This window comes from Paracidovorax valerianellae (assembly GCF_900102625.1).
GTDB lineage: Bacteria > Pseudomonadota > Gammaproteobacteria > Burkholderiales > Burkholderiaceae_C > Paracidovorax > Paracidovorax valerianellae.
The window spans coordinates 1-22,684 of the sequence record NZ_FMZC01000016.1 but is presented as its reverse complement, the minus strand read 5'-3'; the positions used below and the strand labels follow the sequence as shown (position 1 = coordinate 22,684).

Below are 22,684 nucleotides of genomic sequence, written 5' to 3'. Positions count from 1 at the left end.
GCGCCAGCGCAGGCACACTCCGGACCCATGGCAGTCACCCGCATCGACACCGCCCCGCCCAACGCTCAGGCGCCCGCAGCGGCCACACCCATGGCTTTCGTGCGTGCGATCGTGCAGGCCTACACCCTGCGAGGCATGGACGCATCGGCCGTGCTGCGGCAGGCACAAATCACGCCATCGGAGATCGACGACCCGCACGGGCGCATCACCGCGCTGCAGATGGAGCAGCTGTCCGACGGCGCCATGCGCGAACTGGACGACGAAGCCCTGGGCTGGTTCGGCCGGCGCCTGCCCTGGGGCAGCTACGGCATGCTGGCGCGCGCCTCGATCAGCGCGCCGCACCTGGGCCTGGCCCTGCAGCGCTGGTGCCGCCACCACGGCCTGCTGACCGACGACATCGCCCTCACCCTGACCAGCGACGGCGCTACCGCCACGCTGGCCATGGCCGAGCACCGCGACCTCGGCACGCTGCGCGAGTTTTGCCTGGTCTCGATGCTGCGCAATGCGCTGGGGCTGGCGTGCTGGCTGATCGATTCGCGGCTGCCGCTCCAGGGGGCTGACTTTCCTTTTGCGCCGCCTCCGCACCACGCGGTGTATCCGCTGCTGTTCGCCGGCCCCATCGCCTTCCATGCGCCCCAGGCTGCGCTGCGGTTCGATGCGCGCTACCTCGCCCTGCCGCTGCGGCGCGACGAAGATGCCTTGCGCACCATGCTGCAGCGCGCCCTGCCGCTCACCGTGCGCCAGTACCGGCGCGACCGCCTGCTGGTGCAGCGCGTGCGGCAGGTGCTGGCCGCAGACTCCGGCGCGCTGTACGGCGCGCAGGCCCTGGCCGAACGGCTGCACCTGTCGCCACGCACGCTGCACCGCCAGCTCAAGGAAGAAGGCGCATCGCTGCAGGCGTTGAAGGACGAGGTGCGGCAGCACCGCGCCATCGATCTGCTGCACCGCACCGACCGCCCGATCAAGCAGGTGGCGCAGGCAGCGGGGTTCATGAACGAGAAGAGTTTCATCCGCGCGTTTCGCGACTGGACAGGCCAGTCTCCCGCCGCGTTCCGCCGGGCGGCCCGGCTGGCCAGCGGAGGGTAGAGGGAAGGCTCGCGCCGGTCCGGCGCCGCCGTTCGCTCAGCCCAGCAGTTCGGGCAGCTCCGCCATGTGGGCGATGACATGGTCGGCCCCCGCCGCGCGCAGGTCCTGGACCGACCCGTGTCCGACAGGCGCGGGGCTGTAGCCGACCACCGTGGCGCCCGCTGCTACGCCGGCCTGCACGCCCGTGACCGAATCTTCGACCACCAGGCAGCGCGCCGGGTCGGCGCCCAGGGCCGCAGCCGCGGCCAGGTACACGTCGGGCGCAGGCTTGGTGCGGGGCATTTCGTGGCCGCTGAAGATGCGGCCCTGGAAGAACGGCGTCAGGCCCACCTTGGCCAGTTGCAGTTCGACCTTGAAGCGGTCCGCGCCCGAGGCGCAGGCGATGCGGCCACCAAGCCGCGCATGCACGGCGCGCACGGCATCGAGGGCGCCGGGAATGGGGCCCAGCTCGGCCTGCAGCGCGTTGTTGCGGCGGGCGTAGAAATCGGCCATCCACGCGTCCGTCAGCGGCTGGCCAGTTTCGGCCTCGATGCGCGCCGCCTCGCTGCGCACCGCCTTGCCCAGAAAAATGGCCATGCATTCCTCGGGGGTGAGCTTCCAGCCCGAGGCTTCGAGCCGGTCGCGCAGCACGCGGTGGGTGATGGCTTCGCTGTCCACGAGAACGCCGTCGCAATCGAACAGCACGGCGTCGTAGGCAGATGGCAGGGCGGGATGGGGCATGGCAGAGGGATTGGGGCAGGAACACACAGGGCAGGCGCGGTTGGCGCCAGTGGTGCGGCTGCCGGTAAGGGCCGGCGCCGCATCCATCAGAGAGCCTGCAATCTACCGCAAGCGCTGGAAGGGCCCAGCCCAGCGCCGTCCGCCCTCAAGGGTAGGTGATGCCCGCCAAGGGGTTGCGCAACGACTCGGCACCGCCCACCGACACCGTGAACGAGCTGATGGCGTTGGTGGATGTATCGACGGAGGCCACATCGCTGAAATAGAACAAGCCCTGCGCAGCCCGTGCATTGAGTTCGGCCTGCAACTGATCCAGGGTGTTTCTGGCGCCCGCGGGTTCGACGGTGTAGCGAATAGCGCCGCTCTGGCTCGCGCTTTTCTCGAAGATGCTGGCGGTGGCATTGCCCTGCACCACGAAATCGCCGACCCACAGGCGGCCCTGCCCACCCTGCTCGTTCAGCCGCTGGCGCAGCGCGTCGCCATAGGCTGCAACGCTGGATTGCAGGCCGTCCAATCCAATGTAGGCGTAGGTGTTGGCCGAAGAATCCTTCATGTACACGTTGAAGAACTCATTGCCCGCCGTCATGGGCCCCACCAGACGGAAGCCGCGCGCGCCCTGTGCGTTGAGCTGGGCCACGAACCCATCCCTGGACAGCGTGGACGAGATCGGCAGTTTTTCATACGTGTAGGTCGTCGACTTGGTCGTGTCTTTCACGAAAATGCCCCGGGATTCCGACACCGTGCCGAACGACATGGGCGACTTGTAGGCGAAGCCGCTGGCGCCCTGCTGATTGAGCAGCGCCAACAGCGCGTCCGCCGTGGCCGGCTGCGCGATGGCCACGTACTGCAGGCGCGAGCCGGTATGGGCCGTGTTCTGGAGATAGAAGCTGCCCAGCGCTTGCGAATTGGTGCCCGGGTTGACGGCGAACGTGGCGAGGTACGCGTAGCCCTGAGCGCCCTGGGCGTTCATGGCCGCCAGTGCGGCATCCATCGATGCGGGGGCGCTTTCCTGGCGGTACTGGCCGGTCACGTTGGCGGGGGCTGGAGCCGGAGCGGGCGCGGGAGTCGTCGGATCGGGACCTGGCGCGGGCGCCGGTGCCGGTGATGGCGCAGGAGCAGGCGCGCCTGGTACCGTCGGTGCCGTGGAGTCGCCGTTGCCATCGCTGCCTCCACAGGCCGCGAGCAGGGAGGCGATCAAGGCAGTGGCGGTCAGGCGGGTCAGGTCCGCAGTGTTCATGGTGTTTCCTGGTGAATGGTGAAAAGACGAGGTGCCCACCCAAAGGGAGAACACCCACGATCGCAGCGGACGCGCGTGGTCCGGCACGGCGGCGCCGGCACGTCCCTGCGTCGGGGTGACTGGCATCAAAGCAACGGCCGAGGGCGATATCGCCTGGCCCGACGTCAAAAAGGCGCTGATTATTAGTACAGTGCACCCCATGCCCTACCCCCTCTGAAGGGGGGTATTTGTTACACGGTGCAGTGCAACCCGAGGGCGGAAAACCTGCATCGGCACGGAAATTTCCTTGAGCTTTTCTGAATCCCTGCGCCCTGGTGGCGACAACTATGGGCTGGTGGTCGATGACCATCCCCTCGTCGCGCACGGCATGACCGCGTTCCTGCGGTTACACAAGAAACTGGACGATGCGGTGAGCGCGGGCAGTGCGCCCGAAGCGCTGCGCACCATTGCACAGCGCGGCGCACCTGCTATCGCGCTGGTGGACTTCTGGCTGGCGGACGGCGCCACGTCGCTGTTCATCCGCGACGTGCTGGCGCTGGCGCCCTCCACCCGCGTGCTCATGGTCAGCGGCGACAGCCATCCGGCCGTCGTGCTGAAGGCACGCGCTGCAGGCGCCCACGGCTTCGTCCATAAACAGGAAGTGCCTGAGGTGTTCGCGGCTGCGGTGACCGAGGTGCTCGAGGGCGGCACGTGGTTCGACGCGGCGGCGGACGGTGCCGTGCCGGTGTCCGACGCGCCGCTGGCGCGCGAGGTGCCGCTGTCGCCCGCCGAACTGGGCCTGACCCCGCGTCAGGGCGAAATCCTGGCGATGCTGCTGCAGGGGCTGCCCAACCGCCCCATCGCGACGGCTTTGAATGTGTCCGAGCACACCGTCAAGGAACATGTGACCGCCATCCTGCACAAGCTGCAGGCGCGCAACCGGGTCGAGGCGATCGCCAAGCTGCGCGGCGTGCGGCTGGAGTTGCCGGCGTCGCCCTACCCCCGCTGAACTACGGCGCCGGTGCCATCCACCGGGACAGCACCGCATGCAGCGCCTGCGGGGCCAGCGGTTTCCGGAACACGAGGTAGCCGTCCTCCTCGGCCTGTAGCAGCGCCGGGGCGTCGTGCTCGCCACTCACCATGGCGCCGCGCGCGTGGCCGCAGCGCGCCAGCAAGGCCTGCAGCACGGCAAAGCCGCTCTCGCCCGCCCCCAGCCGCTGGTCGCACAGCACGGCATCGGGCACGAAGCCACCGTCCAGCCGGGCCATGGCCTGCGCGCCGGTCGCGGCATGCTGCACCTCCAGCCCCCACGACTGCAGCAATTGGGACAGCGACTTGGCGATCTGAGGATCGTCCTCCACCAGCAGGCAGCGCCCCTGGAGCGATGCCATCCGCTCCGCCCAGGGCGCCGCGGGCTGCAGCATCGTGTCCGCCGGCGAAGCCTCTCCCGGCGGGGCTGCGGCCAGTTCCAGCCAGAAACAAGAGCCCCGGCCGGGCGTCGATTCGAAGCCATACCCCGCGCCGATCAGCCCGGCCGAGCGCGCCACCACCGACAGCCCCAGGCCATGCCCCTCGGCCTGCTGCACCCGGGCATGCTCGCTGCGGTAGAACGGCGCGTAGATGCGGTGGCGGTCCTTCGGCGCCACGCCTGCGCCGGTGTCCCACACCTCGATGCGCCAGCGGTCACCCCGCGCCCGCGCACCCAGCAGCACCCCGCCCGAAGCGGTGTAGCGCAGCGCGTTTTGCGCCAGGTTGAACACCATCTGCCGCAGCAGCGCCGGGTCGCCCCGCACCGTGGCCTCGCGATGGCGCGGCAGGTGCCGCCGAAGCCGCAGCCCGCGCAAGGCGGCATCCGGCGCGAAGACCGTGGCCACGTCGTCGAACAGCGCGGACAGGGCCACGTTTTCCTCGTGCACGGAAAAAGTCCCCGCCTCGATGCGCGACAGATCCAGCAACGCGTTGAACATGAAGTTCAGCGACCGCACGCAGCCCTGCACGTCCTGCAGCACAGCGGCCAAACTCTCGTCCCGGTTGCGCTGCAGGGCCGTCTCCACCAGCAGGCCCATGGCATGCAACGGCTGGCGCAGGTCGTGGCTAGCGGTGGAGATGAAACGGTTCTTTTCCTCCAGCGCCCGCTCTGCCGCCTCCTTGGCCGCTCGGTACTGCTCGGCCAGCTGCGCGCGCTGGCGCTCCATTTCGACCTGCTGCAGCACGAACTTGCGCGAGCCCCAGGCATGCCGGCACAGCACCGCGCCATACAGCAGCATCAGCGGCAATATGTAATGCCAGCGCAGCGGAAAGTACCAGTAGATCCCAAAAGCGGACGGCACGTAGCTCGCCCCGAAGAACCGCCAGAAAATCCCCGGCACCGGTGCGAGGAAGGTCGTGGCCGACGCGATGACCGCGCACAGCACCAGGTACAGGAACAGCCGAAATTCCAGCGGGGCGGTCTGCAGCGTGAGAACGACGGGCAGCGTCCACACCAGCCCGCTGACGATCGACAGCCGCTGGAAGATGCGCTCCCACTTGGGCACGGCCACGGCATCGGACAGCGCGGCGTCGCGGCGCAGGCCCAGCCGCATCCACAGCAGGCCCGCGGCAACCCCCAGGAAAAGCGCCCACCAGGCAACGAGCACGCCCGGCGGTGCGAAGCGGCTGTAGAACCACACCAGCACCCCGGGGATGACCAGCGCCGCGATCTCCGAAGAGCCCCGCGCGGCCAGCGATTGCAGCAGCCGCCGGCGCACCGCCAGGTCCAGCGCCTGCACGCCGGCCCCGTCCAGGCCGGCGGAATGCACGGAGGTATCGGTCATGGGCGGCGATGGCCGCCAGGGCGATCGGCCATGCGGGGGCTACCGAAGATCGCCGTCGACATAGAACCAGCGCCCCTCCCGGCGCACGAAGCGGCTCAGCTCGTGCAGCCGATGGGCCCGGCCGCCGGGCAGGCGTTGGCGGGCCACGAATTCGACCTCGGCGCGGTCACCCTCCGTGCAGCGGTGCGCGCGCACCTCCAGGCCCAGCCAGCGCACGCCGGGCTCGAAATCCACCCGTGCAGGGCGATGGACGGCCTCCCAGGTGGCCAGCAGGTACGGCGCCTGCTCGCGCACGAAGGCCGTATAGCGCGAGCGCATGAGGCTTTCCGCATCGGGGGCGGGCACGGTTTCGAAATGGTCGATGTAGCGCCCGCAGCAATCGGCATAGGCCAGCGGCCGGCGCTGCGGCGACAGGCGGCCGCACGGGCAGGCGGTACCGCCGCCAGGCAACGCGGACGGCTTCGCAAATGCGGACGGAATCACTGGCGCGCTCCCGTCATTGCAGCGCCCCGAAGACCTTGCGCAAGATGGCGCTGCCCGTGCCGACCGGGTCCTGGCGGATCTTCTTTTCCTCCTCGCCGATCATGAGATACAGGCCGTCCAGGGTCTTGCCCGTGACGTACTGCGACAGGTTGGCGTCTTCCTGGCGGATCAGGCCGAAGCCTGCGGCCTTGCTGGCGAAGGCGTTGTACTGCTGCGTGAGCCCCACCTGTTCGATGGCACGCCCCACCACGGGCAGGAACCGCTCGCCCAGCGGCGCGCGGGTCTTGCGGGCGAAGAATTCGGTCACCGACGTTTCGCCGCCCGCGAGGATGCCCTTGGCATCGGTCACGGTCATGGTCTGCACGGCGCCCACCAGCAGATCGCGGCCCATGGGCACGGCCTGCTCGGCCGCGCGGTTCATGGAGGTGACCAACTCGTCGATGCGCCGGCCCTGGCCGAAGCGGCGCATCAGCTCCGCGGCCTTCTCCAGCTTGCCGGGCAGCGGGATGCGCACCTGCGGATTGCCCAGAAAGCCGTCCGGCCGCCCGAGCAGCGCCACGGCCGCCTGCGCGCCTTGCGCCAGTGCGGTTTTCACGCCGCTGGTGGCATCAGCGCTGGAGAGGTCGCCCAGCGACAACGCCAGCGCCCGGCCGTGGGCGGCCAGCAGGCAAAGGCCCAGGGCCCCGGCGCCCGCGTGGTGGTGGAAGGTGCGACGCTGCATGGCGGTCCTTTGCTGAAACGAAAAAGATGGGGGGCGGGAGCGGAGCCGCAAAGTGCGAAAGCGGCCCGGCACCGGCCCGAGGGGCGCATTCTTGCAGATGGCACACTGCACCCCGCCCATGTCGGGCTCAACCGGAGAATGGCGATGTTGGCAATGAGCGTGCCTTGGTGGGAATTCATCGTGCGCGGGGTGATCGTCTACCTCTTCCTGCTGGTCTTCCTGCGCTTGACGGGCAAGCGGCAGACGGGGCAGACCGCACCGTTCGACCTGGTGCTGCTGCTGGTGCTGTCCAATGCCGTGCAGAACTCGATGAACGCGGGCGACAACTCCCTCGTGGGCGGGCTGATCTCGGCGGTCACCCTCATCGTCTGCCACGTGCTGCTGGCCCAGCTGACCTTCCGGTTCCAGTGGCTCGCCCACCTGGTGGACGGCAAGCCCGAGGTGCTCGTACGCCACGGCCAGGTGAACGAGGCGCTGATGCGCAAGGAGCTGATCTCGACCGAAGACCTCGCCGCCGCGCTGCGCGCGGGGGGCAGCCTGCACCTGCACGAGGTGGAGCGCGCCACCATCGAGACCAATGGCCAGATCACCGTCGTGCTGCGCCAGCGCGGAGGAGGCTCTTGATCAAAAAGGCCTCCAGCGCAATAAAATCAACGGCACATAGCTATCTATTTAATAGCAATCGCTTTGCAGGCTGATTGGCTTGCTTTCTTCTTCCACGATCCCACGGGACGCCACCACCGGAACACACCCCATGAATCTTCTGCTCCTGAGCAACTCCAGCAGCGACGCAGGCTACCTCACCCACGCCCTCGACTGGGTCCGCGACTGGGCGGCGTTGCCCACGACCGCGAGCCACGGTGAGGCGGACGGCGGCGACGCCCTCTTCATTCCGTTCGCCGGCGTCACGCGCGGCTGGGACGACTACGAAGCGCTGGTCGCGCAGGCCCTGCATCCGCTGGGGCTGCGCGTGCAGTCGGTCCACCGTGCGGCCGATCCGCTGGCGGCCGTGCAGGGCGCGCGACGCATCGTCGTGGGTGGCGGCAACACCTTCGCGCTGCTGGGCCACCTGCGCCGGCAGGGCCTGCTGGCTGCCATGGCCGAGCGCGTGTGCGGTGGCCAAGCCTCGTACCTGGGATGGAGCGCAGGCTCCAACATCGCCTGCCCCACCATCCGCACCACCAACGACATGCCTATCACCGATCCGGGCGGCCTGGACGCAATGGGCCTGGTGCCCTGGCAGATCAATGCGCACTACACCGAAGCCCACCCGCCCGGCCACCGCGGCGAAACGCGGCAGGAGCGCCTGCAGGAGTTCTGCGTGCTGAACCCCGACACCCGCGTGCTGGGCCTGCCGGAAGGCACGGGGCTGCGGCTGCAAGGCAGCGCGCGCACGCTGCTGGGCGACGCGCCGGCGCGGCTGTTCCATGGCGCGACCGCGCCCCGGTTGATGAATGCGGGGCCGCTGCCCGCCGACCTCTGAACCAGGGGACGCGTTCGGGCCCAGCGCTAGGCCGGTGACCCTGGCGGAGTTAGAAGTTCTCCCTCTTGCTGCGCTCGCGGCCGATGTAGCTGTTTTGCGCATTGAAGAGTTGCTGCACCGCTGGGTCATTCCATTGGTCCGGCTCAATGACTTTGTTAGCCAAATGAAGCGAGACTGCGTATTTCTTGAGCCCTTCTAGCCGACTGCCCGCAGCATCAAGCTCGGCCTCGTTCAGCTTGTCTGAAAGGATCGAACGAAGGTCGCTTTCGGCGAGCCCCTGAATCGCTCTTTCCATGTCCGTGTCGATCACAGGTGGTAGATGGGTGCCCTCGAAAGGCACGAACAGGCTATCGCTTTCGATCCGTCGAATGTCGGCAGGGTCGGTCAGTTTCTCGCCGAAGCACAGGTCGTTGTCGATGCCCGTGACCTTGGCGTCGCCGTTCGGCCCGACGTGAATGAAATAGTTGTTGAGATGCCGATCCACCTGGCCCGTCAGGTGGTCCAGCAACTGAAGCTTGGTCACTTCTGCGAAAACAGCTGGCAGTGACAGGACGCCAGGCTCGACGGAGCCGGCCTTCGTACCGGGCGCACGTTCCATGATCAGGCCGAGATCAGGATCTAACGGGCCACGCCCGGTGTCGATCATTGCCAGTTCTGTGTCCACGATGACGTCGAGTCCGAGCCTCTTCGCCAACGAGACAGTCGCGATGTTGCGCATCGCCATTTGCGAATCGTCCCTGGAGATGCCAGCAAAGATGCCAACCTCGTTTTTCTCCTTGGCCTTGAGCGGCTTGAAGACCTTGTCTTGCGCGACGTCATCGGCACCCATGACTTTCAGCGCAAAGACGGTGTGATAGTTGCCAGAGGCCAGCGCCGTGGGCGCCTCCAGCACCTGAGCATCTTGGTACGCCAGTTGGGTGTCGGGCGTGATCTTCAGATTCAACTGTCGATAGAGATGATCGGCAGGGTCGGCCAACTGCCCCAGGACTTCCAGCAGCAACCCACGGTCTTCCGCCAGGATGTCCTGGCTCAGAGCCCCATCCTCGACCGCCGGGCGCATTCTGTCCACCGCCACGCGGGCATCGATCTGGCCAACCCTGGCCACCGCCATCGCATCGGCTCGCACCAGCGCCATGAAATCCGCTCTGCGCTTGCCCTCCATGGGCTTTGGCGATCCGTTCAAGCGTGCATGCCACTTTTCGGCCATCGTGGCCGGATGTTTTCGGGCGGCTCGGTCCTTCAGCCGCTTCATCGCCCCTCCTCCTTGGGGCAGGGCCGATTGCAGGAGCTGATCGCGTTCGGCTTTTTCTTCCTGCCGCGCCTGCGCGAACAGCTCGCCCAGCGTCGAACGGGGCACGGGCCGGGCGGCTGCCTCCGGCTGGATTTCGCGGCTTGAATGCCTTGAAAGAATCGCGGGAGAGGAGGACGGGTTGCCAGCCTGTGGCTTGGGAAGCGCACTGCGCAAGGGTGAAAGTTGCCCTGCCATGCCTTTGGGCGACTCAGGCGCACGACCCTCCAGCCCGATCGGCCCCTGCAGCACACCGCCGCGTGAAGGCGATGCGGGTGGGGATGGCACAGCGTCAAGGTCGACGCGCAGCGCACCGGGATTGGAACTCCGGGTGATTCGGGACAGGCTCTCTGGCAAAACGACTCGCTCTCTGCCACCAAAAACCAAGGTGGCATCGGCAAGTGCGGGGGTGAACAAGCGCTGGAAAGCGCTTGTTGGCGAAGCGCCAGAGCAAGGGACGAAGCGAGACGCCGCTCCGGTGCGCCGGTTCGATGCGCAACGTGATGGGGCCGGGGCCAGCTGATCCGAAAGGTTCTACGGCAAGACAACTCTCACCACGCCGGTCAAAAAACAAGGCGCATGGCGGTGTATCAGCCGATGGCACCCGCGCTCCGGCTGCAGCGAACTGCACCCCGCCACCAGAAGAAGGCGAACGCCCCGCTACAGAGCGATCTGCGCCTGCAGGTTCGACCCGTCAGCGAACGCCCTGCCAGCGATCATTTCTTCGAGCTCCTGAAGCAAGGCCGCCCGCATGCCACCCGCAGGGTTCCACGGCGTCTGGGCCGCGTTCTGCCCCGCGCCCACCCAGCGCCAGCCCGCGTGGTCGAAACGGCTCGCCGCCACGTGGAGCCGCATCCCCGGCGGGACCTTGCCGGCCACTTCCGCCCGTTGCAGTTGCAAGAGCAAAGCTGCGGCCCAATCGAACATTTCCGTGATCTGAACGCGCGCCGGACCGGGCTCCAGATACGCCCCACCCCAAGGGAGCTTGATGAAGAGGGCGATGCCTTTGGCGACCATGTAGAAATGCACCGCCCAGCTGTTGGTACCGTGCCCGTCGAAGCCCACTACGGCGTAGTCCGCCAGGTCGGGCTGGGTTTCGATCTCGTTCAGGAAGTGATGGAAGTCGTAAGGGGTAGACGCCATGGGGCGCGTGGCGAACCATGCCCGCCCCTGGGACTGCAATGCGCCCGCGAGCGCTTCCGGCACCGGCGGAAATGGCAGTTCCTCGCCGGCAAACAACGCCAGCGCCGTGCCGGGCAAAGCGGTATCGCGTGTTGTTTCTTTTGCGGGAGCATTCATCGGAAATCTTTCTTCAATGATCGTTGCGGCGGCAGCCTCGAAGGCAGGAGCCACGCTAGTCTTTGGCCCATGGCAGTTCTCGCCCCAGGTAGCTGTTCACTGGGGTCAGGAGCTCCTGTACTTTCTCAAGCCCCCAGTGGCCAGGATCGATGACCAGGCCGTCCACCTTCAACTGGGCGACGTAATCCTTGAGGCCTTGGTGTCGCTGAACGGCGGCTTCGATTTCGTCTCCGTCCAGTTTGTCCCCCAGCATCTCCCGGATATCGCCCTCCGTAAGTGACTGGATGGCTTGTTCCATGTCCGTATCGACCACGGGAGGCAGCGCGGTGCCGTTAAATGCCCAACGCTGTGAGTTGCCGTCGATTTTCTGGATGTCTTGCGGTTTCGTCAGGTTCTTTCCGAAGCACTGATCGTTGTCGATTCCAGTGACCTTGGCCTGATCGTTCGCGTCGATGTGGATGAAATAGTTGCTGCCGTGGCGATCGCCCTGGCCGGTCAAGTGGTCGAGCAACTGGAGCTTTATCACGCCCGCAGTCACATCCGCCCGCTTCAGGATGCTGGCCTGGGTGTAGTCAGCCTGGTCCCCCGGGGCCATGTCCATGACCATGCCGAGCGTTGGCTTGAAGGGGTCTTGCCCTGGGCTGCCCCTGCTGATCAGCCCCATGCGTGTGTTGGTGATCACGTCGAAGCCCAGCTTGTCCCCGTAGGCGACGGTAGCCAGGTTGCGCATGGCCGTCTGCGGGTTCTCTTTCGGGATTCCCGATCGCAATGCAACGAAGCTCGGGTCCTCTGATTCCAGCGGCTTGAAAACGGCAGTGATGGGTACGCCATCAGAGCCCATGAGCTTGACCTGATAGGTCACGCTCATCTTGCCTTGCCCCATCTTCTCTGGCCGTTCCAACAACTGGGAATCGGTGAACGCAGGCTGGGTTGCGTCCGTGATCTTCAGGTTGAATTCCTGGTAGATGGGCAAGATGGACAGCCCGTCCAGAACTTCCTTCAACAGGGCCCGGTCTTTGTCCAGAATGCCCTGACCCAGAATCCCCTCCGCCAGAGCCTCGTTCATCTTGTCGGTGGCCTTCATCGGCTCGATTCCGCCGTGGTCCGCCAAAGCCATCAGATCGTCGCGCACCAGCGCTTCGAACGCTGTCTTTCGCTCGCCCTCCATTCGCTTGGGGCTTCCCGTGCGAATCGCGTGCCACCGCTCGGCCATCGTGACGGGGTGCTTTCGGGACGCACGCTCCTTCAGCCGCTTCATCGCCGCGCCGCCATCGGGCAGCGCAGAGTTCACCAGCCGCACCAGTTCGGCCCGATGGTGTTCCTGGGCTTGCAAGGCCTTCTCTGCCTTCTCGGCTTGTTCTTGCCGTTGCGCCTGCTTCAACAGCTCGCCCAGTTTCGGACGGAAAGGGGGGTCTTTCTGAAACAACTCCCCGAGCGTCGTGCCGCCCCCTCGCGGAGGGTCGATGCCAGCCGGTTGAATCTCACTCTGCGGCGAATTCGAAGGCGGGCGTGCCACTGAAGGCAACGCGCTGCGCAAGGGCGACAGTTGCTCTGCCACGCGTTGTGAGGGCTTCGGAGCACCGCGGAGCCCGACAGGCCGCTCCAGCGAAGCAGATGGCGGCGAAGACGTTGCTGAGGCAGGGGGTGCGATCTCGTCGGAGCCGCGCCGCGCAATGGGCATCGAATTCCGACCGATGCGAGGAGAGTGATCCGGCAACATGACTTTCTTTCTGCCGCCCATACGGTCCGGCGCAAGTCAGTATGTCGGTCGGATCCGCTGCGCCGTTGCCACTTCGCGAAGCGTCATGCGGGCAGGCGAATCAACGGGGCAGGACACCATGGGTCCTGCGCTGCCCCCTTCAGGCCTCAGGCCAGGGCGCGCTGAATGATGATCTTCTGCACGTCGCTGGTGCCCTCGTAGATCTGGCACACGCGCACGTCGCGGTAGATGCGCTCCACGGGGAAGTCGTTCACCACGCCATAGCCGCCCAGCGTCTGGATCGCTGCGCTGCACACCTGCTCGGCCATCTCGCTGGCAAAGAGCTTGGCCATGGCGGCCTCTTTGAGGCAGGGCCGTCCGGCGTCGCGCAGGGCCGCCGCGTGCCAGATGAGCTGGCGCGCGGCCTCGATCTGCGTGGCGCAGTCGGCCAACCGAAAGCCGACGGCCTGGTGGTTGAAGATGGGGGTGCCGAAGCTCTCGCGCTCTTTCGAGTACGCCAGCGCGGTTTCGAAGGCGCTGCGTGCCATGCCCACGCTTTGCGCAGCGATGCCGATGCGGCCGCCCTCCAAGGCGCCGAGGGCGATCTTGTAGCCTTCGCCTTCCGCGCCGATGAGGTTTTCGGCAGGCACGCGGCATTGGTCGAATTGGATCTGCGCCGTGTCGCTGCTGTGCTGCCCGAGCTTGTCCTCCAGCCGCGCCACGGTGTAGCCGGGCGAATCGGTGGGCACGAGGAACGCGCTCATGCCCTTCTTTCCGGCGCCCTTGTCGGTGACCGCGATGACGATGGCGACATGGCCGTTCTTGCCACTGGTGATGAACTGCTTGACGCCGTTGATCACGTAGCCGTCGCCGTCCTTTACGGCCGTGGTGCGCAGGGCCGAGGCGTCGGAGCCCACATGCGGCTCGGTCAGGCAGAACGCGCCCAGCATCTGGCCCTGGGCGAGCGGGGCGAGCCAGGTCTTCTTCTGCGCGGCATTGCCGTAGCGCATGAGGATGGCGTTCACCGGGCAGTTGGTCACGCTGATGGCGGTGCTGGTGCCGCCGTCGCCGGCCGCGATCTCTTCCAGCACCAGCGCCAGGGTCAGGTAATCGAGCCCGGCGCCGCCGTCTTCTTCCGGCACGCAGATGCCGTAGGCGCCCAGGGCGGCCAGCCCCTGGTGGGCTTCGCGGGGGAAGTGGTGCTCACGGTCCCAGCGGGCGGCGTGCGGCCACAGCTCGCGCTGGGCGAAGTCGCGCACGGCGTCGCGGATCATTTCCTGGTCTTGGTTCAACAGCATTTTTTGTCTCCGTCGTCGAAAGGAATGGCTCTGAAAAGGCCTTGAAAATTCTTGTGCGGTGCTCAGCGCCGGCTACACGGGCGCACCCTGCAGCCGCTGGCTGCGGCGGCGCGACCACTGCTCCACCACGCGCCGCCCCAGGCGCACTCCGGGCTTTTCGATGCAGAACCACGAGAACGCGGCCATGACCAGCGTCAGCACGAGCGACGCCGTGAGGCAGACCGCCAGGCTCCAGCCACGCCGCAGGCCGATTTCGGTCACGGCCTGCTGGATGGGGAAGGCGTAGATGTACACGCCGTAGGAGAGGTCTTCGCGCAGCCAGCCACCCGAACGGCCACCGCCCGCGTGCGCCGCCCAGAACATGCCTGCGGCCACCAATGCCCACACGCCTACCTGCACGCTCCAGGCGAACGGCGTGGCCAGCGCGAGGACGCCGCCCATCGCTGCCACCGGCAGCAGCCAAGCGCCACTGCGCACCCGGTAGGCGGCAAAAGTGCAGCCGAGCAGGAAGACCACGCCGAACCCCGATACCTCGGACCACTGGAACAGATGGAAGAACGCCTTGAACCAGCGTGGTCCGGCATCGACAAACGCGTCCCAACCCGCCGCGCGCGCCCATTGCCAGGACACCGCCATCAGCAGCGCGGCCAGGGGATACACCCAGCGCCGGCGCGTCCACCCGGCCACGCCAGCGAGCGACAGCAGGACGTACATCAGCAGTTCGTACCGGATCGTCCACAGCGAGCCGTTGACCGTGCGCGCGAACGGGTTGGTTTCGAATACGCCGGGCAGCACCTGCATGAATGCAAGGCCGACGGCGTTGTTGGAGAAATTGATCCAGGTGCGCGCGTCGGTCCAGTACTGCTGCGTGGACACCTGCGTCATGGCCCAGCCCACCACGGCCACCGAGAATGCGGTCGCCACGATCAGGCCGGGAAAGATGCGCGCCACGCGCTTGATCCAGAACAGACCGAGGTGCGGTTCGCGCTCCCAGCTTTGGCACACGAGATAGCCGCTGATGAAGAAGAAGCAGTACACCGCCAGCGACCCCACGCTGTGCCCCGCAAAAGGCACAGGCATGGTCAGGCGATAAAGGAACTCGCCGTGCGATAGCAGCACGGCGATGGCCGCCGCCAGCCGCAGCAGGTTGAAATGGTTGGTGCCATGCGCGGTCGGCGCGATCACCGCCGCCCTGCCCGAGGCCTCCAGCGTTGCGGCGCTCACCAGTGCGCGGCCCGCCGGCCGTCGTGGTGCAGCAGCCGGCCGCGGTCAGCCGCGGTGACGCTGCCCAGCACCTGGCGCATGCCGCGAACGCTGTCTTCGGGCGCGAGCGCAGCGCCCTCGCCGCCCATGTCGGTCTTGACCCAGCCCGGGTCCAGCGTGATGAGCGTCGCCGCGGGATAGTCGTGCTGCGCGGCGGCCACCGCCATGTTGAGGGCCGCCTTGCTGGTGCGGTACAGCCACGAATCGCTGTTCGGCACGGTGCCGATCAGCGACATGGTGGAGGAAAGAAAGGCAAAGATGCCGCCCGCCTGCTCCACCTGCGGCGCCACCTGGGGCAGCGCCTGCATGGCGCCCAGCACGTTGGTGTGCATGACCGCGTCGAAGTCCTCGCGCGTGGGCGGGGTGCGCGCAGAAGGCCGGCGGATCACGCCCGCCACATACAGCGCCACATCGATCTTTTCGCCGTCCAGTTGCCAAGCCAGGCCACTGACGCTGGCCGGGTTGGCCACATCCACGAGCATGGGCTCGGCACCAAGCGCCTGGACGCGGTCGCGGCCCGCTTCGTCACGCACGGTGGCGATCACGCGGCAGCCCGCTTCGCGGTACTGCCGCACGAATTCGAGCCCGAGACCACGCGATGCGCCGATGACGAGAACAGTCTGAGTCACGAGATAGGTCCTTGAGTCAAATTGGCCTCCAGCGCAATAAAATCAACGGTGTACAGCTATTATTTTTATAGCAATAGGATTCCGGGCAATTACACCAGTTCCAGCGCCACGGCCGTGCCTTCGCCACCGCCGATGCACAGCGTGGCCAAGCCGCGCTTCTTGCCGCGCGCTTTGAGCGCATGGATCAGCGTGACCATGATGCGGGCGCCGCTCGCGCCGATCGGATGGCCCAGCGCGCAGGCGCCGCCGTTCACGTTGACGATGTCGTGCGACACGTTCAGCTCTTTCATCAGCGCCATGGGCACGACGGCGAAGGCTTCGTTCACTTCCCACAGGTCCACGTCCAGCACGCTCCAGCCGGCCTTGTTCAGCGCTTTCTGCGTGGCGCCGACGGGTGCTGTCGTGAACCATTCCGGCGCCTGCGCATGCATGGCATGGGCCACGATGCGCGCGATGGGCTGGCAACCGAGCTTCTGGGCGGTGGACTCGCGCATCATCACCAGTGCCGCGGCGCCATCGTTGATGCTGGAGCTGGAGGCAGCCGTGATGGTGCCGTCCTTCTTGAATGCGGGCTTCAACTGCGGAACCTTGTCCAGCTTGACCTTGCCCGGACCTTCGTCGATCGACACCACGGTTTCGCCCGAGCGGGTCTTGACGGTCACCGGGGCGATCTCGTCGGCGAACGCGCCCGAGTCGCTGGCGGCCTTGGCGCGCTGCACACTGGCCGTGGCGAACGCGTCCTGCTGCTCGCGCGTGAATTCGTATTTGCTGGCGCAATCCTCGCCGAAGGTGCCCATCGAGCGGCCGGGCTCGTAAGCGTCTTCCAGGCCATCGATCATCATGTGGTCGAAGATGCGGTCATGGCCCAGGCGGTAGCCGCCACGGCCCTTTTGCAGCAGATAGGGCGCGTTGGTCATGCTCTCCATGCCGCCGGCGACGATCACCTCATGCGTGCCGGCGAGCAGCAGGTCGTGCGCGAACATCGCCGCCTTCATGCCCGACCCGCACATCTTGCTCAGCGTGACAGCGCCTGCGCTCTGCGGCAGCCCGCCCTTGAAACCGGCCTGGCGGGCAGGGGCCTGGCCCTGTCCCGCCATGAGGCAGTTGCCGAACAGCACCTCTTCCACCAGTTCCGGAGATATGCCCGCGCGCTCGACGGCGGCACGGATGGCCACGCCGCCCAGGTCGTGTGCGGCCAGGCTGGAAAAGTCGCCCTGGAAGGCGCCCATGGGGGTGCGCGCGGCACCGACGATGACGATGGAATCACTGCTCATGCTGTTGCTCCTGCTGCAAGGGGTGTGAAAAATCGGAAAGGAAAGATGCTGTGCCGCTGCCTGCTCAATGCGGCGGTGCGGATTGCGGCGAGAACCGCCGTTCGCTGTCGTAGGGAAAAACGTCGTACACGTGGCCCGCCTGGATGCGCTCCTTGTGCGTCTGCCAAAAGCCTGCATCCAGCAGATCGGCGTGGTGCCGCATGAACACCTCGCGCACGGCATCGTTGCCAAGCAGAAAGGGGCCGAAGGTTTCAGGAAACACGTCGCGCGGGCCCACGGCGTACCAGACCTCGCCGCTCATTTCGTCCTCTTCGTTGCGGGCGGCGGGAACTCGGCGGAACTGGCAGTCGGTGAGGTATTCGATCTCGTCGTAGTCGTAGAACACCACCTTGCCGTTGCGCGTAACGCCGAAGTTCTTCCACAGCATGTCGCCCGGAAAGATATTGGCGGCCACGAGATCCTTGATGGCGTTGCCGTATTCGATCACGCTGCGCTCCATCTGCTGGCGCGCACGGGCATCGTGCAGCCCGGCCTCGAAAGCTTCCTGCAGGTAGATGTTGAGCGGAATCATCCGCCGCTCGATGTAGAGGTGCTTGATGATGACCTCGGTCTGCCCATCGCCGTCCCGGTCGCTGATCTCCAGCTGGCTCGGGGCGAATTTTTCGATTTCGGCAATCAGTTCGTCTTCGAAGCGCTCGCGCGGAAACGCCACCTCGCTGTATTCGAGCGTGTCGGCCATGCGACCCACCCGGTCGTGCTGCTTGACCAGCAAATACTTGGACTTGATCTGCTCGCGCGTGGTGTCTTTCTGCGGAGGGTAGTAGTCCTTGATCAGCTTGAACACGAACGGAAAGCTCGGCAGATCGAACACCAGCATCACCATGCCCTTGATGCCTGGAGCGATGCGAAAACGATCGCTCGAATAGCGCAGGTGGTGCAGAAAGTCGCGGTAGAACAGCGTCTTGCCCTGCTTGGCCAGTCCCAGCGCGTTGTAAAGCTCGGCCCGAGGCTTGCGCGGCATCAGGCCGCGCAGGAACTGCACGTAGGCGCTAGGGATTTCCATGTCCACCATGAAATACGCCCGCGCAAAGCTGAACAGCATCTGCAGATCGTCCTCGCCGAACAGGGCTGCATCGATCATCAGACGGCCTGAGTCGTCGTGCAAGATCGGCAACGCGAAGGCCAGTTCGTTGAACCCGTTGATCACCTTGCCTACCAGATAAGCGCCCTTGTTCCGGTAGAACAGGCCGGACAGCACCTGGATCTGGAAATTGGCGCGCAGCTTGGTGTGCGCGCCCAGCCGCTGCTGAAGGGCCGCCAGCACATTGCGGATGTCACGGTCCAGGTCTTGGAATGGCCTTTGCAACTGGAAGTTGTCGACGATGCGCACCAGTGTCTCGTGCAGCGTCCCAGGCGAAGGGTAGTAGGCGCGGTAGGTCGGCCTTGCCGCAGGCTCTTCGTTTTCGATGTACTCCGTGCTGACCGCCGGCCGCACGAAGATGAAGTTGTTGTGGAAATGCGTGCGGTGAAGGATCTTCGTCGTGACCGAATTGAAGAATGTTTCGGCGAGTTCGGGCTGGTGATGGTCGACGAGCAGACCGATGTAGTGCAGCTTGACCTGGTGCCACACATCCATCGGCTGCTCCCCCGCATGGAACTCCTTGTCCAGCCGCCGCACGCATTCCTTCACGCGCAGGTCGTAGAACTCGATCCGTTCCCGCTGGGCCCGCTGCTGCCCGTGCCAGTCGGCCGTCTCGAAACGGTGCTTGGCGCGGGCAGACTCCGAGCGAAACAGCTGATAGTGGCGGTTGAAGCCATCCATCATCGCCTTGGCGATTGCGTACGCGTGCGGGGAGTCCAGTCGCTGGGGGAACACGGGGCCCTGTCCTTCGAAAAGGAGCTCGCTTACTCGCGGCGGGTGGCCGCAATGCCGGCAACGGCCGCCTGGTACAGCGCGTCAAGGCCTTCGGTGCCGGAGACCTCCAGGTTCAGGTTCTTGATCAACCCGTCCTTCAGGCCGTAGCACCAGGCATGCAGGGTGACGTTCTGGCCGCTCGCCCAGGCATCGAGCATCACCGTGGTCTGCGCGACATTCATCACCTGCTCGATGGCGTTGAGTTCGCAAAGCACGTCGTGGCGCCACGCCTGCGGCGTCGCCGCGATGAGTTCACGATGGCGATCGCGCACATCCTTCACGTGGCGAATCCAGTTGTCTGCCAGGCCCACGCGCACATCCTGCAGCGCGGCCAGCACGCCGCCGCATCCGTAATGGCCGACCACCATCAGGTGCTCGACGCGCAGTTGATCGACCGCGTACTGGATCGTGGAAAGACAGTTCAGATCGGTGGGCACCACCACGTTGGCCACGTTGCGATGCACGAACACCTCGCCCGGCTCCAGCCCGGTGATCTGGTTGGCCGGCACGCGGCTGTCGGAGCAGCCGACCCACATGTACTTGGGTTTTTGCTGCGCCATGAGGCCTGTGAAAAACCCGGGACGTTCCCGCTCCATCTGCGCTGCCCACGCACGGTTGTGGACGAAAAGTTGTTCGATGTCTGGAACGGTCATATCGGCTCTTTCGGAGGATTGTTCAACAAATCAGCATGTTTCCGCGAACAATTCGCGGCCGATGAGCATACGTCGGATCTCGCTCGTGCCTGCGCCGATCTCATAGAGTTTTGCATCCCGCCACAGGCGTCCCAGCGGGTACTCGTTGATGTAGCCATTGCCGCCAAAGATTTGCACACCTTCGCCCGCCATCCAGGTGGCTTTTTCCGCGCACCACAAAATGACCGAGGCGCAGTCCTTGCGCACTTGCCGAACATGGTCGACGCCCAGCATGTCGAGGTTCTTCGCCACCGTGTAGGCGAAGGATCGGCCGGCCTGAAGCACGGTGTACATGTCCGCCACCTTGCCCTGGATCAGCTGGAACTCGCCAATGCTTTGGCCGAACTGCTTGCGGTCGTGGATGTACGGAATCACGTTGTCCATCACCGACTGCATGATGCCAAGCGGCCCGCCCGTCAGCACGGCTCGCTCGTAATCCAGCCCGCTCATGAGCACTTTGGCGCCGCCGTTGAGAGAACCCAAAACCTGGCTGGCCGGCACCTCGACGTTTTCGAAGACTAGTTCGCCTGTGTGGCTACCGCGCATTCCGAGCTTGTCCAGCTTCTGCGCGATGCTGAAACCCTTCATGCCTTTTTCGATCAGGAATGCTGTGACACCCCGCGCGCCCAACTCCGGCTCGGTCTTGGCGTAAACGACCAGGGTGTCGGCATCCGGCCCGTTGGTGATCCACATCTTGGTGCCATTGAGCAGGTAATAGCCGCCCTTGTCTTCTGCCTTCAGCTTCATGCTGATCACATCGGAACCTGCTCCGGGCTCACTCATGGCCAAGGCGCCCACGTGTTCGCCACTAATCAAGCGCGGCAAGTACTTCTGCTTTTGCTCTTCCGTTCCGTTTCGGTTGATCTGGTTCACGCAAAGGTTGCTGTGCGCACCGTAAGACAACCCTACCGAGGCGCTGGCGCGAGAAATTTCCTCCATCGCCACCATGTGGGCGAGATAGCCCATTTGCGCGCCGCCATAGGTTTCCGGCACCGTGATCCCCAGCACGCCCAAGTCGCCCATCTTGCGCCAGAGATCCATTGGGAACTGGTCGGTGCGATCAATCTCCGCGGCGCGCGGCGCGATCTCCGCCTGCGCGAAGTCGCGCACGGCATCGCGCAATGCATCAACGTCCTCGCCCAACTGAAAATTCAGGCCTGGAAGGTTGGCAACGGTCATATTTATGTCTCCTGTTTTGGCATCAATGAAGAAGAATTCAGCCGGCGACGCCGTCACGCCCTATGACGGACATGAGGGTGCAACCCATCGTGGCGATCAGTTTTTCCTGAGTGCCATCCACGCCGTAAGCGCGGCCCTCACACACGGTGATGGTTCGGCCGGGCTTGATGACGCGGCCCTCCATGCGGAATCGAGGCCCACGCGCCGGTGCCAACAAATTGATTTTGAATTCGATCGTCAACACCGCAGCGTCCGTCGGCATCAGCGTGAAGGCGGCGTAACCACACGCAGAATCCAGCGCGGTGGACACCATGCCTGCATGCAAAAAGCCATGTTGCTGGGTCAAAGAGGGTGCCCAGTCCAACTCGATGTCCACTTCGCCGGGCGCCAAGCGACCCAGTCGGGCATCCAGAGTTTTCATGGCACCTTGAAGGGAAAAGCTTTGAGCAACCCGTTGGGCATACTCAGGATGCGCGAGTTCGGAAAGCGTGAGCGGCATGGCAATGACTGATTTACGTTTACGTAAACGTCAATTATGAATCATTTCTTCTTCTCTGCCTTTAGCAGCAGTGCACGCGCCTCTTTTTCATGCTCTCGCACCTCTTCCAGGTTCGCCTGAAGATCAGCCATCTGCTCTTCCAGTTGCTTGCGATGCCCCGCTAATACGTCAAGGAATTTCCGCAGTTGAACGCCAGTATCACGGGGGCTGTCATACAGATCGATGACCTCCTTGGCTTCAGTCAGCGATAAACCCAAGCGCTTCGCGCGAAGCGTCAGTCTCAGGCGGGCTCGATCTCGAGCGCTGTAGAGACGGGTTCGACCACCTGGACCTGTTCGCTCTGGCTGGAGCAATCCCATGTCCTCGTAAAAACGCATGGCACGGGTGGTTAAGTCAAACTCTTTGGCGAGATCGCTGATGGTGTAGGTGGTGGCGGCCATAAAAGCAAATCATCATTGGTTTGCGGAACGACCAATGGATGCAGGTTCGCCCGGGCTTGTGACGTTTACGTCAACGTCAATCCTAGTGTATTGCAGAGCTGTACTCTCCACACGTCCCGAATTGAATGGCGTTGAACTGCCCAGCGAGGCAAGCTGCTTGCTGCTTGAAATGTAGTTGGATCGGCGCCGTTAAATTGTGACGGACCACTCCACCCACTGAAAGCCCGCAACTCTGCTCCTAAAAAAGCTGTGAATCTGTCTCAACAGCGGCGCCTGTGCCGGAGAGGAATAAATCGCTCTTAGCGACTTTGGAGCTGCTATCTCCCATTGCCGCAGTAGGGCTATGTCATTGTTTCGCCCAAAGCAAAACGCCCCAACATCGATAGATGCTGGGGCGGATTGGGCTGTAAGAGCCTGACGATGACCTACTTTCACACGGGAACCCGCACTATCATCGGCGCAAAGTCGTTTCACTGTCCTGTTCGGGATGGGAAGGAGTGGTACCAACTTGCTATGGTCATCAGGCATAACTTGGTGCTACCTTGACGGCTGTCAAGGCGGCGAATTCATAGAGTTTGGAATCAGTTTTTTGGTTTGACTGCGTCACTTGGCATAACAACTTGATCGAATGGTGATCAAAGTTATAGGGTCAAGCCGCACGAGCAATTAGTACTGGTTAGCTTAACGCAT

Annotated in this window: 21 protein-coding genes and 1 rRNA gene; 4 read left to right on the top strand and 18 right to left on the bottom strand. The window is 65.0% G+C overall.

Annotated elements, in window-relative coordinates; translation table 11 throughout:
- The first annotated feature begins 27 nt into the window (after positions 1–27).
- Complete coding sequence (locus BLT03_RS19830; protein WP_092745498.1) at positions 28–1,086, top strand: AraC family transcriptional regulator; 1,059 nt, start codon at positions 28–30, stop codon at positions 1,084–1,086.
- A 36-nt stretch (positions 1,087–1,122) separates the two neighbouring features.
- Here BLT03_RS19830 and BLT03_RS19825 read toward each other — a convergent pair whose 3' ends face one another.
- Together BLT03_RS19825 and BLT03_RS24920 are read right to left on the bottom strand one after the other, a co-directional pair.
- Entirely contained in the window at positions 1,123–1,806 is a 684-nt protein-coding gene (locus tag BLT03_RS19825) for an HAD family hydrolase (RefSeq protein ID WP_092745547.1), read from the bottom strand.
- 145 nt (positions 1,807–1,951) lie between these two features.
- Positions 1,952–3,040, bottom strand: a complete 1,089-nt coding sequence (locus BLT03_RS24920; protein ID WP_175537811.1) for a hypothetical protein — start codon at positions 3,038–3,040, stop codon at positions 1,952–1,954.
- Positions 3,041–3,326: 286 nt separating this feature from the next.
- Here BLT03_RS24920 and BLT03_RS19810 point away from each other — a divergent pair, with 286 nt between their 5' ends.
- Positions 3,327–4,028 (top strand): LuxR C-terminal-related transcriptional regulator, encoded by a 702-nt coding sequence (locus BLT03_RS19810; protein ID WP_245711474.1) that lies wholly within the window; start codon positions 3,327–3,329, stop codon positions 4,026–4,028.
- A gap of 1 nt (position 4,029) precedes the next feature.
- Here BLT03_RS19810 and BLT03_RS19805 read toward each other — a convergent pair whose 3' ends face one another.
- Genes BLT03_RS19805 through BLT03_RS19795 form a run of 3 tightly spaced genes read right to left on the bottom strand, consistent with a single transcriptional unit; the run spans position 4,030 to position 7,036 of the window.
- Positions 4,030–5,832, bottom strand: a complete 1,803-nt coding sequence (locus BLT03_RS19805) for an ATP-binding response regulator (protein ID WP_092745495.1) — start codon at positions 5,830–5,832, stop codon at positions 4,030–4,032.
- A gap of 39 nt (positions 5,833–5,871) precedes the next feature.
- The gene (locus tag BLT03_RS19800; protein WP_175537813.1) at positions 5,872–6,312 is read right to left on the bottom strand and encodes a YchJ family protein; all 441 of its coding nucleotides are present in this window, start codon (positions 6,310–6,312) and stop codon (positions 5,872–5,874) included.
- A gap of 16 nt (positions 6,313–6,328) precedes the next feature.
- Positions 6,329–7,036 carry a DUF4197 domain-containing protein gene (locus BLT03_RS19795; protein WP_092745493.1) on the bottom strand — a complete coding sequence of 236 codons (708 nt, stop codon included), beginning with the start codon at positions 7,034–7,036 and terminating at the stop codon, positions 6,329–6,331.
- 144 nt (positions 7,037–7,180) lie between these two features.
- Between BLT03_RS19795 and BLT03_RS19790 the strand changes: the two genes are divergently transcribed.
- Together BLT03_RS19790 and pepE are read left to right on the top strand one after the other, a co-directional pair.
- On the top strand, positions 7,181–7,660 hold the full coding sequence (locus BLT03_RS19790) for a DUF421 domain-containing protein (protein ID WP_092745545.1): 480 nt from the start codon (positions 7,181–7,183) through the stop codon (positions 7,658–7,660).
- A gap of 130 nt (positions 7,661–7,790) precedes the next feature.
- The gene (gene pepE / locus BLT03_RS19785) at positions 7,791–8,519 is read left to right on the top strand and encodes a dipeptidase PepE (protein ID WP_092745492.1); all 729 of its coding nucleotides are present in this window, start codon (positions 7,791–7,793) and stop codon (positions 8,517–8,519) included.
- A 49-nt stretch (positions 8,520–8,568) separates the two neighbouring features.
- Here the strand turns inward: pepE and BLT03_RS19780 are convergent, their stop codons facing one another.
- From BLT03_RS19780 to rrf, 13 genes are all read right to left on the bottom strand, one after another.
- On the bottom strand, positions 8,569–10,224 hold the full coding sequence (locus tag BLT03_RS19780; protein WP_217640185.1) for a hypothetical protein: 1,656 nt from the start codon (positions 10,222–10,224) through the stop codon (positions 8,569–8,571).
- Positions 10,225–10,467: 243 nt separating this feature from the next.
- Entirely contained in the window at positions 10,468–11,106 is a 639-nt protein-coding gene (locus BLT03_RS19770; protein WP_092745489.1) for a hypothetical protein, read from the bottom strand.
- Between the two features lie 55 nt (positions 11,107–11,161).
- Entirely contained in the window at positions 11,162–12,664 is a 1,503-nt protein-coding gene (locus BLT03_RS19765; protein ID WP_217640184.1) for a hypothetical protein, read from the bottom strand.
- 308 nt (positions 12,665–12,972) lie between these two features.
- Positions 12,973–14,103 carry an acyl-CoA dehydrogenase family protein gene (locus BLT03_RS19760; protein WP_092745488.1) on the bottom strand — a complete coding sequence of 377 codons (1,131 nt, stop codon included), beginning with the start codon at positions 14,101–14,103 and terminating at the stop codon, positions 12,973–12,975.
- A 72-nt stretch (positions 14,104–14,175) separates the two neighbouring features.
- Positions 14,176–15,327 carry an acyltransferase family protein gene (locus BLT03_RS19755; protein WP_245711472.1) on the bottom strand — a complete coding sequence of 384 codons (1,152 nt, stop codon included), beginning with the start codon at positions 15,325–15,327 and terminating at the stop codon, positions 14,176–14,178.
- The gene (locus BLT03_RS19750; protein ID WP_092745487.1) at positions 15,324–15,995 is read right to left on the bottom strand and encodes an SDR family oxidoreductase; all 672 of its coding nucleotides are present in this window, start codon (positions 15,993–15,995) and stop codon (positions 15,324–15,326) included. Before BLT03_RS19750 ends, BLT03_RS19755 begins: the two co-directional genes overlap by 4 nt.
- An 89-nt stretch (positions 15,996–16,084) precedes the next feature.
- Positions 16,085–17,269: an acetyl-CoA C-acyltransferase gene (locus BLT03_RS19745; protein ID WP_092745486.1), complete on the bottom strand. Its 1,185-nt coding sequence runs from the start codon at positions 17,267–17,269 to the stop codon at positions 16,085–16,087.
- 64 nt (positions 17,270–17,333) lie between these two features.
- Positions 17,334–19,145 carry a bifunctional isocitrate dehydrogenase kinase/phosphatase gene (aceK, locus tag BLT03_RS19740; protein ID WP_092745485.1) on the bottom strand — a complete coding sequence of 604 codons (1,812 nt, stop codon included), beginning with the start codon at positions 19,143–19,145 and terminating at the stop codon, positions 17,334–17,336.
- A gap of 29 nt (positions 19,146–19,174) precedes the next feature.
- The gene (gene can / locus BLT03_RS19735; RefSeq protein WP_092745484.1) at positions 19,175–19,837 is read right to left on the bottom strand and encodes a carbonate dehydratase; all 663 of its coding nucleotides are present in this window, start codon (positions 19,835–19,837) and stop codon (positions 19,175–19,177) included.
- A gap of 30 nt (positions 19,838–19,867) precedes the next feature.
- Positions 19,868–21,055 (bottom strand): isovaleryl-CoA dehydrogenase, encoded by a 1,188-nt coding sequence (locus BLT03_RS19730; RefSeq protein WP_092745483.1) that lies wholly within the window; start codon positions 21,053–21,055, stop codon positions 19,868–19,870.
- Between the two features lie 37 nt (positions 21,056–21,092).
- Positions 21,093–21,554, bottom strand: coding sequence for a PaaI family thioesterase (locus BLT03_RS19725; RefSeq protein WP_092745482.1), 462 nt, complete (start codon positions 21,552–21,554; stop codon positions 21,093–21,095).
- A gap of 41 nt (positions 21,555–21,595) precedes the next feature.
- Positions 21,596–21,994 carry a MerR family transcriptional regulator gene (locus BLT03_RS19720; protein ID WP_092745481.1) on the bottom strand — a complete coding sequence of 133 codons (399 nt, stop codon included), beginning with the start codon at positions 21,992–21,994 and terminating at the stop codon, positions 21,596–21,598.
- Positions 21,995–22,406: 412 nt separating this feature from the next.
- A 5S ribosomal RNA gene (gene rrf / locus BLT03_RS19715) occupies positions 22,407–22,519 on the bottom strand.
- Positions 22,520–22,684: the final 165 nt, after the last annotated feature.